The sequence below is a fragment of the Paenibacillus alginolyticus DSM 5050 = NBRC 15375 genome (assembly GCF_000422905.1).
Lineage (GTDB): Bacteria > Bacillota > Bacilli > Paenibacillales > NBRC-103111 > Paenibacillus_E > Paenibacillus_E alginolyticus.
Genome location: NZ_AUGY01000140.1, coordinates 1 through 14,569 on the forward strand (window position 1 = coordinate 1; position 14,569 = coordinate 14,569).

A 14,569-nucleotide genomic window follows, 5' to 3' on the forward strand; every position below is an offset into this window, starting at 1 on the left:
CAAGCTGTTCTTCATACGCAACCTTCGTGACTTTATCTACTCCCGTCGCTTTGTCGGCTGGTAGTTTTAAGTGACTATCCCTAAGCATTTGCTTATTCAGCAGGTGAGCTAAGGATGTGAACCGTTCTTCGGGTTTTGCTTTTGCAACCTCTGCTATTCTTGCTAGTTTCGTTTCCATTTGTCCTCCGCCTCTGTGTGCTGTAAATGTGTCTCTACCAAGATCGGTAACATGTAGCCGCCTTCACTCCGCCGACATTACATCGGTTTCTTTGGTACTATGCAGCTATCCGACTCCCTGCGTACCGTTTGGCATTCTTCCTTTCGATCGGTTGTTTGCCATACTCTCATGTACTTTCCTAAAAAGTACTTGTTCATGAAAGAGTCGCAGGGTCTCCCAGGTTCCCGTGTAACCATTGTTCAGCATGCCTGGCTCTCTGACCCCGGGGAAGCTTGGTTACGCTCGCCAATTTCACGCTTAACCATGTGTTGCCTTCCAGTATACCTAGACTGTCGGCCTTCCCGTTGTTACGTATTTCGAGGCTCCATCACTTTCAGGCCTACTGCCTAACTGTCTACGCTTAGCACCCGACATTACTGGCGGTAGCCCAAGACTCGCTATTGGTGGCATGGCTTTTGCCTTTCCAAGCAGGAGTTCCACCTGCTAAATTACACGACTTTACCGTTGGTCGCTCAGGCCTCTACGTTCCGCAATAACCTAATCTTCTGCGTAAATCATTTTAATGGTCATCCCACCATCAATCGTTAAATTCTGACCTGTGATAAATCCAGCCTTTTCACTGGATAAATATAGGCAAGCAGCCGCGATATCCTCCGGTTTCCCGACCCGGCCAACCGGATGTTGATTTCGATCCGTTTCGGAATGGACCGGAAGTTCCTTCCGAGAAGAGAGCTGCCATTCTCTTACCTCGATCCACCCTGGTGATATTGAGTTTACGCGTATATCATAGCCCCCTAAACTGACGGCCATTGCGTGCGTTAATGCAGCAATTCCACCTTTGGAAGCAGAATATGCCTCCGTATTCGGTTCTGACATGAAAGCCCTAGTAGACGCCATGTTAATGATAGAACCTCCTCTACCATTCTTCTTCATCATTCGAGCAGCTGCTTGCGAACAGAGAAAAGCCCCGCTCAGATTGACAGAAAGAACACGTTGAAACTGCTCTGCCGAGAGCTCTAATACATCTGCAATTTGAAAAATACCTGCATTATTTACAAGCACATCGATTCCATCAAGATCAGTGGCTGTTCGTTCTATCCAATCACGGACTTCATCTTCCTTGGACACGTCCAACTCCACGAACATCGCATCGTCGGTGTATGGGCGAAGGAGATCAACGGTTTCCAAGCCAGCTTCCCTATCGATATCCGCAATAGAAATACCATATCCTTCTTGGGCGAAAGCCATGGCAATAGCACGTCCAATGCCTTGACCTCCTCCAGTAATCGCAGCAATTTTCCTCATTCAGTACCTACCTCCCGTGATATTACGTCTAATTCCATTCCTTTACTGTGCCCAAAAAAATCGGATAGCTGTTAACTTTTGGAGGAAATAGTTTCATTCGAGTGAACCCCAGCTCACAAATTAGTCAATATCCTTTAGCTGATAGCTGACAAATGCCAGCTGCCTGCTATCCGGCGACCAAGAGTTGACGTTAATTGTACCCTGACCACCGAACAGCTTTACCAGCGTACAAAATTCTCCACCAGCGCTAGACATCAGTCGAATTTCTACATGCTTATTCGCTGGATGGTCTCCAGGGGCGACATCATCCTTACCGTAGGACAGAAAGGCTACGGACTCTCCATTAGGAGAAATATGCGGAAACCAGCTGTTGCTTTCATCAAATGTCATTTGAGTCTGTTCACTGCCGTCGGCATTCATTCGCCATACCTGCATAAGGCCAGAACATACGGAGTTGAACCAAATGTGCTTTCCATCCGGTGAGTATTCGGGGCCGTCATCAAGACCGGGAGAATCCGTCAACTGCGTTTCGACGCCACCACTTACCGGGATGGTGTAGATATCGTACTGGCCGTTTCTCTCGGCACAATAAGCTAATGTGCTCCCGTCTGGCGACCAGCTATGCAGATAGCTGGGTGCCATTGGTGTGATGAGGACCGGATTGCCGCCATTTAAAGGCAAAACATAAATGCGCGAATGACCGTCCTCTTGTGTATGGTGACTTACCGCGATGTGAGTATTGTCTGGTGACAGCACATGGTCATTGTTACATTGCGTGGCATACCCCGTATCGATAATCGTACTTTCTAGCGTGGCAATGTCGAAGGAGTAGAGACGACCTAAGCTGTTATAAATGAGCCGCTTGCCGTCAACCGTCCAGTTAGGCGCTTCGATTAGATCGTCGAAATGAGCCAAAGCCTTTCTTTCGCCAGTCTGAATATCCACAGTTTCCAGGGTACTAATCACGTTCCGACCTAAGATCTTTTGAGGTTCCTTTAAAGTATTCATTTGTTGTTTTGCTCCTTTTTCAATTCATTGTTTGAAGTGGGATCTTACTCTGAGGAGATTATAAATTACATTGGGTATGTATGTATTCAAAGTTTCTTTTGTTTTACCTTCTTTCCATCCTTTTCAAATTTGATTGCTGATAATTAAATATTAACTCTTAAATTTTGTCATACTATTCAAATCAAAAATCCGACTGATTGCCTGCTCTCAGCAGCTGAGAAGTTCTTTTCAGACGTCTCGCGCCATCTTCGCCCCACTCGAGCTTCCGAGACTGCCTCTTCAGCCTTCTCAGGACGCAACACACTAAATTGCCTGCTCTCAGCAACTGAGAGGTTCTTTTCAGACGTCTCGCGCCATCTTCGCCCCACTCGGGCTTCCGAGACTGCCTTTTCGACCTTCTCAGGACGCAACATGCTACTTTACTAGATCATCTGAAAGCGCATTTTTGACCTCTCACTGCGTTTTAACACCATTCCCACACTATTGCAAAAAATTTCAATACCTCGGAGGAGCAAATAAAAAAGCAAGGCTCATTAGCCTCGCTTTTCAAATTCCGATCTGTTCGTTGTTCTATTTACTCCGTACCTCAAAGATAGCAAACTTCAAGTAATGTCCCTCATCTACACCAAGGATGCGAGGATGATCCATACCTGCTTCACGGAACTCTATTAATCGTAGAATTTTACCTGCATCAGTCGCAGCCGCGTGAATAGTTTCTAGGAACAACTCAGGGTGCATGTGATAGGAACAACTCGCTGTTACCAAGTAGCCGCCCTCATTCACAAGCTTCATGCCGTGGAGATTGATATCCTTGTATCCGCGGCAGGCGCCTTCAACGGCGCTTTTCGTTTTTGCGAATGCAGGAGGATCAAGAATGACGACATCCCAAGTCCGTCCACCCTCTGCAACTGGCTTCGACGTATCCACTTTAGCTTTACCGCTGCCCGCATTGGCGCGAACCTTCCGCTCATCCAAGCCTTTGACTTGTGTACGCAAGTATTCGAAAGCATCTGCGACTACAAACTCTACGCGTTCTTCAAAACCGTTCAAAGCAACGTTCGTCCGCGCACTTTCAATCGCATGCTCCGAAATATCAAGGCAGGTTACTTTTTTCGCACCGAATTTACATGCGTTTAACGTGAAGCTACCTGTGTGGGAGAAACATTCCAGTACCGACGCGCCATCCCAATAGGGGAAGGATACGACTTTACCATTCGCATTTACTGGGCGTGTCTGGCTCACGCCATCCTCCTCAACCTCTTTCAGTTCAATGCCGCTGCGATGGCCCCATCCTGTCATAAGCGGAGCAATGGCTGCGCGATTCTCTCTTTGGTCAAAGAAATAACCGGTTTTCTGACCTTCTTCAATGTCAACGCGGATGCGCAGGCCATTTTCCAAAATATCAACATGCTTGGGGCACTCGCCATACAGTAAGCCCTTGGTCTGTTTCAAACCCTCCAGCTCACGAATCGAAACATCACTGCGTTCAAATATGCCCTTTGGCTTCACAACCTGAACCAATGCAGCAACAATTTGTTCTCTACAACGATCCATTCCCATCGTGAGAATCTGAACAACTAGCGTATCCTCAAATTTATCTACAATGAGCCCCGGCAAAAAATCAGCTTCACCATAAACCAAGCGATAAGATTGCGCATCTTTCACAAAGCGATAGCGATGTTGCAAGCAGCGCGTAAACCGCTCGACGAAGAATTCCATTGTCATCGCTTCAAGCGGTTTATAGGATACGATCCGGACTGTAATTTGGGAAGCCTCGTTATAATAACCCGTTGCTAGGTATTGACCGAGATGCGTTTGAACAGGAACTAGTTGTCCTGGTTCGATTTCACCATCTACACGCTCGATTTCACTTTTGTATACCCATGGGTGTCCTTGCTCTAAACGAGGTTTGCGTTTCTTAAGTAAAAATACTGCTGCCATTATGCTTTTAGCCGTCCTTTGTGTGAAACCGTTCACTCTCATCAGCTTGCTTGTCATGCTTGTCTGTACGGTCACATATATTGGTTGAAAAATGATTAGCAAGCTCGCAAAGGAGATCTGCTGCAATGATAAATACCATAGTAGTGCCTGTATTAACAGGCTTAGCTCTATTTCTGTTTGGTATGAAGCTGATGGAAACCGCGCTTCAGAGGTGGGCAGGCCCCCGCCTCCAGCTGTGGCTGGAGCGGTTTACCCGCACGCCGGTACGCGGCCTCGCCACGGGCACTGTACTTACGGCGGCGCTCCAAAGCAGCACCGCCATAACCGTAATCGCCATCGGCCTTGTAGGCGCTGGCGTGCTAAGCTTCCCGAGAACGCTAGGCGTCATTCTCGGGACGAACATCGGCACGTGCCTCACCACCGAGCTGATCGGACTCAGCCTCGGAGGCATCGGCGTGCCGATGCTGCTCGCGAGCGCCGCCGTCTGGCTGGCGAGCTGGCTCGCCGGGCCGCTGCCGCAGGGCAGGGCCCCCGCTGCTGCCGCCGCGCGACCACTCGCGGCGACAACCATCTCGCCCGCCAACATCGGCGGGCACAGCTGGCTGCGCAGCGTCCGCTACGGCTCGCTTGCGGTCAGCGGCTTCTCTCTCGTGCTGCTCGGCATCGAGATCATGCAAACCATCGGGCCAGCCTTGCAGTCCCGAGGCCTGTTCGCCTGGTTCGTGCTCCAGGCGCAGCACAGTCTGCTGTGGGGCGTCATCGCAGGCGCCGCGGTCACCGCGCTAGTACACAGCAGCGCTGCTGTCATTGCGATGGCGATGGGCCTCGCAGCTGTCGGGGGCATTCCTGTCGAGCTTGGCGTAGCGATCACAATCGGTGCCAATGTTGGCACCTGTGTGACCGCACTCATCGCCGGAATGAGCAGTTCCCGCGCCGGGCGATACGTCGCCTGGTCGCATATCCTCCTCAATATCGGAGGCGCGGTCCTATTCTATCCCTTCATCCATGAGCTCGTTAGCCTTTCAGCCCTTCTTGCGAATAATCCTTCCGAGCAAATTGCCCGTTCCCAGACGATATTCAATATCGTATGTTCCTTACTCGCCTTGCCTTTTTGCTATTTTAATATGTGGAAGCGTCTTGAGTTCCGCTCACAATAGCAACACCTGAGCTTGTCCCTAATCTGGTTGCGCCTGCTTCAATCATAGCAATCGCAGTTGGCAAGTCTCTAACGCCACCCGATGCTTTCACACCAATCGTATCGGATACGTTTTGGCGCATTAAACGAACGTCTTCCACCGTAGCCCCGCCTGGACCAAAGCCAGTAGATGTTTTAACGAAATGAGCGCCTGCTTCTTCGGAAAGTCGGCAAGCTGCTGCTTTTTGCTCATCATTTAAGAAACCTGTTTCCATAATTACTTTAACAATCGCTCTGCCTTTTACAGCGTCCACAACTTGTTTAATGTCAGAACGAACAGCATCATACTGCCCTTCAAGCAATAATCCGATCGGCAGCACGGTATCAATTTCAGCGGCACCATTCTCAACAGCCTTTGCAGCTTCAAAAGCTTTCACTTCGCTCAAGCTAGCGCCAAGCGGGAAGCCAACAACTGCAGCAACTTTTACGCCTGTTCCTTCTAGTGCTTTACTTGCCGTTCCAACAAACTGAGAATTTACACAAACACTAAAAAACTGGTGCTTTGCAGCTTCCTCACACAATTTGTGAATTGCAGCCGTGCTCGCATCTGGTTTTAATAGCGTGTGGTCAATGTATTTAGCAATTTCTTTCCCGGTCAATGTAGTCATTTGATGCACCTCATCTTTTTATTTTTGTAATTTTCCATATTTAAACCCTTGAATGAGAAAACCTCTAGCGTAGTCATTCAAGATGAGCGACTATGATTAGAGGCAGGTTTTATAGCCTTAAGAGAATTTCATTACAAATTCACAACATTAGCCGTTTCCAAAACACGAACCAACTGTCCTTTGCTTTCATTAACGCCGGCTTCCGTTACCTTGACACGGCAAACTTGACCGATCATGTCTTCTGAGCCTTGGAACACTAGCTGCACATAATTATCGGAGTAACCCACGTACAATCCGCTGTCAGGAGCACCTTTATAAGTACGCTCCGGAATGACTTCTAGGACTTCACCCACAAATTTTTGTGCATAAGCAAGCTGCATTTTCTCGGAAAGATCGATGAGCTCATGTACGCGGGCATTTTTGATTTCCTCATCCACTTGATCTTCCATCCGCGCAGCAGGAGTTCCTGTCCGTTTGGAGTAAGGGAACACGTGCATTTCGGAGAACTTCATTTGCTCCATAAACTTGTAGCCCTCACGGAACATTTCCTCGGTTTCACCTGGAAAACCAACAATAACATCCGTCGTAATCGCGACATCCGGCATGATTTCATGAAGACGTTCGATCTTGCGAGCGAATTCCGCTGTTGTATATTTTCTGCGCATCCGTGCGAGAACTTGATCATCGCCAGCTTGCAGCGGGATATGCAGATGACGGCACATTTTGTCCGAAGACTTCAGAACTTCAATAACTTCATCTGTAATTTGGCTGGCTTCAATCGAGGAGATACGAATCCGTTTCAAGCCTTCGACTTTGTCCAGATCCCAAAGCAGCTTCGCCAAGCTGTAATCTTCAATATCTTCACCATAACCACCGGTGTGAATACCCGTTAGTACGATTTCTTGATAACCCGCAGCAACAAGCTGCTCAGCTTGCGCTATAACGCTTTGCGGTTCACGACTGCGCATCAAACCGCGCGACCATGGAATAATGCAGAAGGTGCAGAAGTTATTGCAGCCTTCTTGGATTTTAAGAAAAGCTCTTGTCCGATCGGCAAAATCTGGCACATCAAGTTCTTCGAACTGACGTGTTTTCATAATGTTGCGCACAGCATTGATCGGCTGACGATCTTGCTCAAATTGTTTCACAAGCGGAATGATCTTCTCCCGATCCTGCGTCCCAATCACCATATCTACGCCTGGAATTGCCATAATTTCTGCGGGCGACGTCTGCGCATAACAACCAGTTACAGCTACAATCGCTTCTGGATTACGACGAATCGCACGGCGAATCATTTGGCGGCTCTTCTTATCTCCTGTATTCGTAACCGTACATGTATTAATGACATACACATCTGCCGTATTCTCGAAATCTACCTGCTCATAACCCTCATTTTTGAATAACTGCCAAATGGCCTCTGTATCATAGAAATTAACTTTACAACCTAATGTATGAAACGCTACCGTTGCCATAACGCTTATCCTCCCATCTCTCCGGTTTCATAGAAAAGACACGTAAGACCTACCATTGCGGCAGTCTCCGTGCGTAATATGCGTGCACCCAGCGACACGGAAGCGAAGCCAGCCTCTTCAGCCTGCTTAATTTCCTGTTCCGTAAATCCACCTTCAGGGCCTACCGCAATCAACACTTGTTTTCCTGGCCCTAGTTTACCAGCAGCTTGCGCTTCCTGAATAGCAGGTTTTAATTGCTGACCATCTTCCTTCTCATAGCAAATCCAAGCAACATCCGCTTCCTTTGCACGCTGCAGCAACTGCTTCCAAGAATAAACGGAATCGACTTGCGGCACACGGTTTCGGTGAGCTTGCTCCGCCGCTTCCTTGGCAATTTTCTGCCAACGTTCGGTGCGCTTTGCTTCTTTCTTTGCATCGTACTGCACAATCGTGCGTTCTGATAAAAAAGGAAGAAACCGGGCTGCCCCGATCTCGGTCCCTTTTTGAATAATAAGTTCCATCTTATCGCCTTTGGGCAAGCTCTGTGCAATCCACACCTGAACAGCCGCTTCAGCATCCATAGGCAGCTCTTCCACGATTTCCGCGGTCGCCTGCCCCTTATCCAGCTCGGAAATACGAGCGAGCACTTCACGATCTACGCCATTGCTGCAAATAATCTGATCTCCAATATCTGCTCGCATGACTCGAATCAGGTGATGCGCGTCGTCTCCCTCTATGGTGACTGTGTGTGTAGCTTCGTGAAACTGCTCAGGCGGGAGAAAATAACGCTGCATAGTCTAAGCCTCTCTATCTTCGTTCATCTCGATATTGAAGTGAAACTTCCACTCACCATCATACCTTTTTTGGTCATGGAAATCTACAACGGGTTGAATTTGGAATCCTTACATCCCCAAGATCCAAACAATCGGCTTTGATAAAATACGGACGATGTCTCCGCCCAAGCTTAAGTAGGGATCTAAAGTCACTTGACGTAACGGTCTTACAAATACAACTAATAGGAAAATGACCGATGCCCATTGTTCAAACTTTTGCAATGATTCCGTGTATCTCAGATCTACGAGATCCTGAATAATTCGATAACCATCTAGTGGCGGAATCGGAATTAAGTTGAACAGAAACAAGGTTAAATTAATACTTAACATCTTACTCAGAAATTCTTGTGTAGCTGCAGCACTTCCCACAGTCATGCCTTCTAACCAGCCATACTTTTGAAATAAAGCTATAACAAATAATGTGATAAATGCCAAGATCAAGTTACTCAGCGGCCCCGCCGCGGTTACAATAATCCCCATCAAGCGTGGGCTTTTGAAATTACCTCGGTTCACAGGTACAGGCTTCGCCCAACCAAAGCCAGCAATCAACAGCATAATCGTACCGAACAAATCTAGATGAACCATCGGATTTAAGGAAACTCTGCCGAACTGATAAGCCGTAGAATCTCCTAATTTATAGGCGCTATACGCATGTGCAAATTCATGAATAGTAAAAGAAAGAACGAGGACTAGAATAACAAAAGGTAATGTACTCCAGTCATAAAACAATAATCCTCCCATATATGGACACCTACAGCTTTCTAGCTACAATCACAACCCAATTCGAATCATAGTTTTTCTCTACGATCGTAAATTTGGCTGCAATTAGTGCTTTTTCAACATCAGCTTCTTTGTTAGTAATAATCCCCGAGGTAATATAATAACCACCTTGCTGCAAGACTTCATACACATCATCTACGAACAGTACAATGACTTCAGCTAAAATATTCGCGACAACCAGTTGTACAGGAATGGTGACACCAAGCTGCGCAGCGCCTCCAGTCTCGCTTTCTTTCAGTACTCCTAATAAGTCACTAAGTTTGACAGTAATCTTATCTTCAAGTTGATTCTGCCTTGTATTATCAAGCGCACTCGTCACAGCTACCGGATCCAAGTCAACTGCTAACACATGCTTCGCACCTAGCTTCGCAGCCGCAATCGAAAGAATACCCGAACCGGTTCCCACGTCAATGACGTCGTCACCAGGCTTAAGTACCTTCTCAAGTGTTTTCAAACAAAGAGACGTTGTGGCATGCGTGCCAGTACCGAAAGCCATCCCAGGATCAAGCTCCAAGATCAATTCATCAGGCGAAGCCGTATACTCTTCCCATGTTGGTTTAATCGTCAAACGGTCAGACACGCGAATAGGTTTAAAATATTGCTTCCAAGCATGCGCCCAATCCTCATCGTCTACTTCTATTAATTCAAAGGTTGGATTTCCTGTATCGATATCGAACTCTTTGAGCTGCTCGACAGATTCCTTCAAGTTAGCCATGATGGGCTCCATATCAGTGCCATGGTAGAAGTAACCTTTAATGACGGCTCTTCCTTCTGGGATATCGTTAAAAGGTGTTTCGTACAATTGACCAAACGAGGTATCTCTTTCTTTGTTTAAGGTCCCTGATTCTTCAATGGAAACGCCCCCGGCGCCCAGTTCATGAACAAAGTTCGTAATCATTTCTATTGCTTCTTCTGTCGTATGTACAGTTAATTCCTGCCAAAGCATCGGTATTGCTCCTCCTGTCGGTTATCACTTACAAATAAACCAAGCCTCAGTCGGCTGTTTGGGCTATTTTCACATTGCTTATTGTACTACACTTCGCTTCTTGGGTAAAATGGCGAACAACTTGTAAGCGCTCTAATTTAATTCTACTTCCTAACAACTTCCTAATACCTTCATGATAAATTGAAAAAGTAGACAGCATTTATTATCCAAGTCCACATTATTAATCCTTAGAACGGAGTCTTCCCATGTTCAAAACACTCTTTTTCTTGTTTGTTTTCCTATCCGTTGAGTTGGCAGCCCCATTCACAACTACACCACTGCTTGCAGAAAACTATAGCCAAGTTACGGCACATCGCGGCAGTTCCGCTGTCACCCCTGAAAATACGCTCCGTTCTTTTCGTCAAGCTATCATCGATCGAGCAGGTATTGCTGAGCTAGATGTCCAAGAGACGGCCGATGAGGTCTTGATGGTCATGCACGATGATAATGTCCTCCGTACGACGGGAATTAACAAGAACATGTGGGAAATTACCTCATCAGAGCTAAAAGAAGCGAATGCTGGCGGCTGGCGCAGCCCAGAGTTTCAGAATGAGAACGTGCCAACGCTGGATGAAGTCATAGGAATAGCCAAAGGTCATATAAAGCTGAATATAGAAATGAAAAATAACGGCCATGGTAAGCTGCTTGCTGAAAAAACAGCCAACCTTATCCATGCACACGACTTTGAGAAAGAATGCACGGTGACATCGTTTGATGTTAAGCTGCTTGCTACCGTGAAAAAGCTCAATCCTAAGATCAAGACTGGTCTTATTGTGGGGCAAAAATCAGAAAACATGAACACAATCATGGATTGCTCTGATTACGATGTTATATCTGCGGCTTATCCGCTCGTAACTGAATCATTCATGAAGCTTGCCAAGACATACCAGAAGGAAGTTTATGTATGGACGGTGAATCAACCGACGATTATGAAGCAGATGCTTGCACTCGGTGTCTCCAGCATTATTACGGACCATCCAGACCAGCTTGTTGAAATCATGAATAAGCAATAAACAATAAGCACTTTCCTTTATAAAAAAAGCATCTTATCATAAGGCCTTAACCTTTGATCAGATGCTTTTTAAGCTTACATCGTTCCGCCAGCGCTTTGAATGACACGCACAGCCTGTTCATATACGGCATCGTCGATAACGGCAGCCAAAACAATGTCAATTCCCGTTACACCGCCGCCTCCGCCATCGCTCATACCGCTTGCCGCCGGGTCTGCTGCAATCAGAATGCCTTCATCCGGCGTAGACACATCCGCAGCCTGAGTTAACTTACCCAAGCTTCCGAAGTCCCCTGCATAGGGATTCATCACGGATTGCAACCCACTGCCTGCATATCTGCCGAATCGATCTACTTGAACATCAATAGCACGCAGTGCTTTCAGCTTGGAAGCTGCTCCTTCTGCTTGCTCCGGTGAATGAAAATAAGCGAGAATTTCTTTCTCAGCCATTATTGTTCTTCCTGTCTGTAATCCGCCGACTGCGCTCTCTCAGCCGCTTCGAAATCATCGGCATCAGCTACTTCTGCTGCGAACTCAACATCCTCGTTTTTGACAATAGGAAGATTGTTGGCGTCCTGCTGCTTCTGCTTGTTGTTCTCGCTCATGTCTGAACCTCCCTGAATCGGTATAGGTAAACCAATTTTATTGTCCCAAAGAGATTCATTTTTATGCAATGAAAAGCTTTCTTAATAAAATGAAGAGACCATTGGGTGCAAAGTACACCGCAATGGTCTCTTCGAATTTGATAAAATTAACGACTTAGGAAACTGTTCAGAACAGAAGTAGACATCATCGTTTTTTCGTTCTCAATACGAGATGCGTACGGCAATTGAACGGTTTGACCATCAACAATAGCCGAAGAATCGTTAATTTTCACGATCAGGGAATGACTGCCTCTAGTAACTGTAACGCTTCGATCTGTTTCATTCCATTTTACCGTTGCGCCGTTAGCTTCAGCCATATCACGGAGAGCAGATAGAGATTTATCAGTAGACATCCACTCCATCATTTGACCAGAAGTCGGGATTCCACTAATGTAGCCAACGCTGCCAGCATGCTTATTGTCATAGGTTTTGTTAATAATTGCATCAACTTGACCTTTCAACGGTTCTGGCAAAATCATTTCATCTCCGGGATGCTGCATATTGCTCATGATGTAGCTGAAGCCATTCAAGTTATCTACCATTTGCAGTCCTGTAGCTTCTCCACCAGCTGGGATGGAAAGAATACGAGAAAGCTTTTTCGTATCTACGTTATAAGCCCAAGTGAAGTTATTCGAGTGCATACCGCTGTCTTCGCCAATAAACAAAGTTCTTAGCTCATCGGAGTAGGATAGGTTATCAGGGTTTGCAACAAGATCCTCAGCGGCCGTATTGCCTTTGCTATCGGCTTTTGCCAAGTCTTGACCAACAATTAGCCCCTTCATCATAGAAGGAACGTATTCACTGTTGATTGGCTGCTTGCTGCGATCTATTTGTCCGCCTTTCATATCCAACTCATAAGTTACGCCTGCTTTGATTTTTTTGACTTGGATATCGTCTGTAGGATCAGCAGCTTTCGTATCTTTTTCCATGGATTTCTCAACATAAGACATGGCGACATAAACCTTATTATCCTTAGCGTTTACTGCAACGCCTTCCATTTTGTTGAATTCAGCTGTCGCTCCGACAACTGCCCCATAACGGCGAGACTCAAGGAAAGCAGCTGCCTTCTCCATACCCGGCTTCACTTTCAGCCATTCCACTTTACCGCTTGGATACGATTTGATTTTTGTAAATCCTGCTGTATCTTTGTCCGCTGTTTCGAAAATATCGCTAAATTTCAAGCCTTTATCTACATAGCTTTTTACTTCAGCATCTGTTGCATGACCGAGCGGAATCCATTGAATATTTGCGGATCCACCATTCTCATCACTTGTTTGGATCCATTTGGCAGCATAAAGCGTTCCGGCTGACAGGTCCTTCGCTTTGTCCGCAACATAAAGGAACAACATTGTATTCCCGCCATCATCGCCGAAGAAGACAGTTTTCATATCAGGTGCAACACGGCCAAGCTCATGTGAGAAACGACCCATACTATAATGTTTAACAACCGTTGTTGTGTTATCTGCAAGGACAGTTACTTCAGGAATATAACCGTTGGCATAAGGATTTCCAACTTTTTTGTCGTCTTGGTAGTAGGCTTTAGTGAAGGATGACACAAAAGTTTGTGTAGGATCCGCTTCATAAGCACGTGCATCGGCTTCATACTCTTCACTACTTAAGTGTGTATTCCACGGTGTTAAGGAACCGTTACACGGAATCCATAATCCGTCTACACCACTAAAATCCACTTTTTTCAAATCTGTAGCCGCGAGCTCACCCGTTGTTTTATTTTGATCAATCGTAGTTAGTGACATAGAAGCGGGAACCATACCATAAGCTGACTTTCCAGCATTATTTGATGTAATATATTCATAGTGTGTAATCAAAGAAAGTGGATTCCCGCCTTTTGCCGTCGCCTTAGCGCCATCTACTTTAAATAAGGAGTTGGAATCCGGTGAATCGGAAACAAAAGGAGTTGGGCTGTTAGGGACACTTGTGTCCATGACCGGTTTTCCATTCTTATCTAGAGACACACCAGCTACTGTGCCATTAATAGAGTCATCTGATTTAAACAGTGTTTTATAAGTTAAAGGGAATGATTTTACCGTACCATCTGTATATGTAACTTGAACAGAAGCGCCAGAGTACATTTTCGCCATATCTTGCGGGGTAGTTGGTGCAGCCATTCCTACGAATTCAACTGATTTCACTTTGACATCGTTAGCTGCGTGAGCCATATTCGGAAGTACACTAGGAGCTAGAAGGGCTAGTCCTAAAACGGGCACTAACATTTTGCGAGATTTAAATTGATTCTTCAAAGTAATCTACCTCTTCCTATTAAAATAATTTGATTATCCAGTTAGCTCAGGAATGTCTTTAAATACGAACTAATGTTTGGTATAATGAAATCAAACATATGTTCGGGAGTGATTTTTATGGCAAAGCAAGAATCGATGAATCTTATTCAATTTCAAAAGAAGTTTCAAACCGAGGAAGCTTGCCATCAGCATTTGTTCAAGATGAAGTGGCCTGAGGGATATCACTGTCCAAAATGTCAGCACCAGAAGGCTTACGAAATTAAGACTCGTAATTTACCTCTTTACGAGTGTACGAATTGCCAACACCAAACAACCGTGATCACCGGAACGATTTTCGAAAAGACAAGAACGGATTTGGTCAAATGGTTTTGGGC

The 14,569-nt window shown here is 46.0% G+C and carries 14 protein-coding genes; 3 read left to right on the plus strand and 11 right to left on the minus strand.

What is annotated here, in order from left to right:
* Positions 1–715: 715 nt before the first annotated feature.
* The 3 genes from G519_RS0135415 to G519_RS0135425 form a co-directional block, all read right to left on the minus strand.
* The gene (locus tag G519_RS0135415; protein ID WP_029198624.1) at positions 716–1,483 is read right to left on the minus strand and encodes an SDR family NAD(P)-dependent oxidoreductase; all 768 of its coding nucleotides are present in this window, start codon (positions 1,481–1,483) and stop codon (positions 716–718) included.
* Between the two features lie 120 nt (positions 1,484–1,603).
* Positions 1,604–2,491 carry a TolB family protein gene (locus G519_RS0135420; RefSeq protein WP_029198625.1) on the minus strand — a complete coding sequence of 296 codons (888 nt, stop codon included), beginning with the start codon at positions 2,489–2,491 and terminating at the stop codon, positions 1,604–1,606.
* Positions 2,492–3,061: 570 nt separating this feature from the next.
* The gene (locus tag G519_RS0135425) at positions 3,062–4,432 is read right to left on the minus strand and encodes a class I SAM-dependent rRNA methyltransferase (protein WP_029198626.1); all 1,371 of its coding nucleotides are present in this window, start codon (positions 4,430–4,432) and stop codon (positions 3,062–3,064) included.
* A 125-nt stretch (positions 4,433–4,557) separates the two neighbouring features.
* Here G519_RS0135425 and G519_RS0135430 point away from each other — a divergent pair, with 125 nt between their 5' ends.
* Positions 4,558–5,589, plus strand: a complete 1,032-nt coding sequence (locus G519_RS0135430; RefSeq protein WP_029198627.1) for a Na/Pi cotransporter family protein — start codon at positions 4,558–4,560, stop codon at positions 5,587–5,589.
* Here G519_RS0135430 and deoC read toward each other — a convergent pair.
* From deoC to prmA, 5 genes are all read right to left on the minus strand, one after another.
* A complete protein-coding gene (deoC, locus tag G519_RS0135435; RefSeq protein ID WP_036635099.1) occupies positions 5,552–6,235 on the minus strand; it encodes a deoxyribose-phosphate aldolase in 684 nt (227 codons plus the stop codon). The genes G519_RS0135430 and deoC overlap by 38 nt on opposite strands.
* A gap of 131 nt (positions 6,236–6,366) precedes the next feature.
* Positions 6,367–7,707, minus strand: a complete 1,341-nt coding sequence (mtaB, locus tag G519_RS0135440) for a tRNA (N(6)-L-threonylcarbamoyladenosine(37)-C(2))-methylthiotransferase MtaB (RefSeq protein ID WP_029198629.1) — start codon at positions 7,705–7,707, stop codon at positions 6,367–6,369.
* 5 nt (positions 7,708–7,712) lie between these two features.
* Entirely contained in the window at positions 7,713–8,480 is a 768-nt protein-coding gene (locus G519_RS0135445; RefSeq protein WP_029198630.1) for a 16S rRNA (uracil(1498)-N(3))-methyltransferase, read from the minus strand.
* A gap of 108 nt (positions 8,481–8,588) precedes the next feature.
* Positions 8,589–9,260 (minus strand): site-2 protease family protein, encoded by a 672-nt coding sequence (locus tag G519_RS0135450; protein ID WP_029198631.1) that lies wholly within the window; start codon positions 9,258–9,260, stop codon positions 8,589–8,591.
* Between the two features lie 10 nt (positions 9,261–9,270).
* Positions 9,271–10,245: a 50S ribosomal protein L11 methyltransferase gene (gene prmA / locus G519_RS0135455; RefSeq protein ID WP_029198632.1), complete on the minus strand. Its 975-nt coding sequence runs from the start codon at positions 10,243–10,245 to the stop codon at positions 9,271–9,273.
* A gap of 245 nt (positions 10,246–10,490) precedes the next feature.
* On the opposite strand from prmA, the gene G519_RS0135460 reads away from it, so the two are divergent.
* Positions 10,491–11,297: a glycerophosphodiester phosphodiesterase gene (locus G519_RS0135460; protein ID WP_029198633.1), complete on the plus strand. Its 807-nt coding sequence runs from the start codon at positions 10,491–10,493 to the stop codon at positions 11,295–11,297.
* Positions 11,298–11,371: 74 nt separating this feature from the next.
* Here G519_RS0135460 and G519_RS0135465 read toward each other — a convergent pair whose 3' ends face one another.
* The 3 genes from G519_RS0135465 to G519_RS0135475 all read right to left on the minus strand — a co-directional run bounded on the left by G519_RS0135465 (position 11,372) and on the right by G519_RS0135475 (position 14,195).
* On the minus strand, positions 11,372–11,743 hold the full coding sequence (locus G519_RS0135465) for a hypothetical protein (RefSeq protein ID WP_029198634.1): 372 nt from the start codon (positions 11,741–11,743) through the stop codon (positions 11,372–11,374).
* Entirely contained in the window at positions 11,743–11,898 is a 156-nt protein-coding gene (locus G519_RS49585) for a YfhD family protein (RefSeq protein ID WP_084160507.1), read from the minus strand. The genes G519_RS0135465 and G519_RS49585 overlap by 1 nt, the downstream gene beginning before the upstream one ends.
* Before the next feature lie 146 nt (positions 11,899–12,044).
* A complete protein-coding gene (locus G519_RS0135475) occupies positions 12,045–14,195 on the minus strand; it encodes an alkaline phosphatase PhoX (protein WP_244280332.1) in 2,151 nt (716 codons plus the stop codon).
* Positions 14,196–14,312: 117 nt separating this feature from the next.
* Here G519_RS0135475 and G519_RS46180 point away from each other — a divergent pair.
* Positions 14,313–14,569: transposase (locus G519_RS46180; RefSeq protein WP_029198878.1), on the plus strand; the 257-nt coding region annotated here is incomplete at its 3' end.